A 1,933-nucleotide genomic window follows, 5' to 3' on the forward strand; every position below is an offset into this window, starting at 1 on the left:
AGGTAGTGTCAAGTTTGACACCCCTTTTTAGCTAATAAACATCTATTTTAGAAGGTTTTCAAAGTTTTTTTGCAAACAAAAACAATGACCCCCTTTTTTCGGTTATAATTGAAGTTCCTACACAACAAAAATTTCCGATAAAGAAAGGTGTCATTGTTATGAACTCAATTATATCCTATTTACTTTTAATAATTCAATACCAAAATCAACAAATTCGCTGGCTTGTGCTTTTTCTTTCTAAATATATCCCTCTAAAGCAGTGGTCTCATGATGATGCTCATTCTCCTAAATATCAGAAATACAAAACCGATATCCTCCCAAAAGTCATCCATTATGGGATATGGAATTACAATACCCTCATTCAATACTATAAGGAACGCTATAACTATACTGTAAAGCCTGTGAAACGTCGTAGTGAATGTGATATCCCTGAGGATTGCAGTTGTCCTCGTTGTGGTGCCCCACTACCTTACCTATACAAAAACAATGGTTCGAAGGGTCAAATCCTCTGTAAAATATGTCAAACTCGGTTTAACCCAGAAAACAAATACAATCAGCCACTAAAACTACGTTGCCCCTACTGTGCTCACGCACTTGTTCATAAGAAAGACCGTAAGCACTTTATTGTGCATAAATGCGTCAACGCTAAGTGTTCTTACTATCTAAATAACCTTAAAAAGGTAGACAAGGATGATCTAGCCAACTCCAACAAAAACAAGTATAAACTCCATTATATCTACCGTGAATTCACTGTGGATTTCTTTCGTATGGATTTAGATTCTTTACCTAAAAATGCTTCATCACTGAAATTCTCAAAAAATAATGCTTATATCATGTCCTTGTGCCTGACTCTCCATGTAAACCTTGGGCTTTCCCTTCGTAAAACTTCGCAGGCATTAAAAGATCTCTACAATATCAACGTCTCACATACGATGGTTGCTAACTATGCTAAAACAGCTGCTGTAACTATCAAACCTTTCATTGATCACTATGATTACAATGTTGGTAATACAATGGTTGCTGATGAGACCTATATCAAAGTTCGTGGCGTCAAGGGTTACATCTGGTTTATCATGGATGCTGTTTCTCGTTCTATCATCGGCTATAGGGTGTCTGATAACCGTGGTGTTGGACCTTGTATCATGGCTATGCGTATGGCTTTTCGCCATATTAAGGAACTTCCTGAAAATTTCAAATTCATTGCTGACGGTTATAGTGCTTATCCGTTAGCTGCTCAACAATTTGCTCTTAAAGAGGATAATACTCTTAACTTTGACATTACTCAAGTTATTGGCCTTACTAATGATGATGCTGTTTCTAAAGAATTTAGACCTTTTAAACAAATGGTTGAAAGATTGAATCGGTCTTTCAAGGCTACCTATCGTTGTTCTTGTGGCTATGACAATTTTGATGGTGCCAACTATGCTGTTTCTTTATGGGTTGCATACTACAATTTCCTTCGACCTCATCAAACTAAAAATTATCATGTGCTTAATTCTGTAGAGATGCTGAGTAATGCTGATAATATGCCTGGAAAATGGCAGTTGCTCATATTCCTTGGTCAACAAACTATCTTAAACATGCAGAAAGGTCAGTCTGTCTAACACTATTTGTTTTTAGATTCTTGAGCCCGAGGTACCTAGCCATCCAAAACTTCGTTTTGGACATGCCCTTGATTGCTTGGTAAAACAATGCTACAATGCTGTGATTCAGACGGTGATATCTATCTATTTTTGAGTTCCATCGCCGTCAGTAATAATTTCAGAGCATTGTTTGCCATGCTGTCAAGGGTGGCGGTGAGTAGTAAAACAACATAAAATTTAATTTACAGTACTGTAATAGACACTTAACTAATATGGATTTGAAGTTCCTAATGCTTTAGTTAGTGCTATTTTTCTTACTCTAGTTTTTCATAACCTACTTTACACTACCT

The 1,933-nt window shown here is 36.5% G+C and carries 1 protein-coding gene; it reads left to right on the forward strand.

The features are described from left to right. Positions 1–158: 158 nt before the first annotated feature. Complete coding sequence (locus JOC73_RS14910; protein ID WP_204404677.1) at positions 159–1,604, forward strand: DDE-type integrase/transposase/recombinase; 1,446 nt, start codon at positions 159–161, stop codon at positions 1,602–1,604. Positions 1,605–1,933 lie beyond the last annotated feature (329 nt).

Origin of the sequence: Alkaliphilus hydrothermalis (assembly GCF_016908555.1) — a bacterium.
Lineage (GTDB): Bacteria > Bacillota > Clostridia > Peptostreptococcales > Natronincolaceae > Alkaliphilus > Alkaliphilus hydrothermalis.

Excerpts from the sequence above, each read along its gene's own strand:
- JOC73_RS14910 (WP_204404677.1), top strand. The coding sequence starts at position 159 with ATGAACTCAATTATATCCTATTTACTTTTAATAATTCAATACCAAAAT.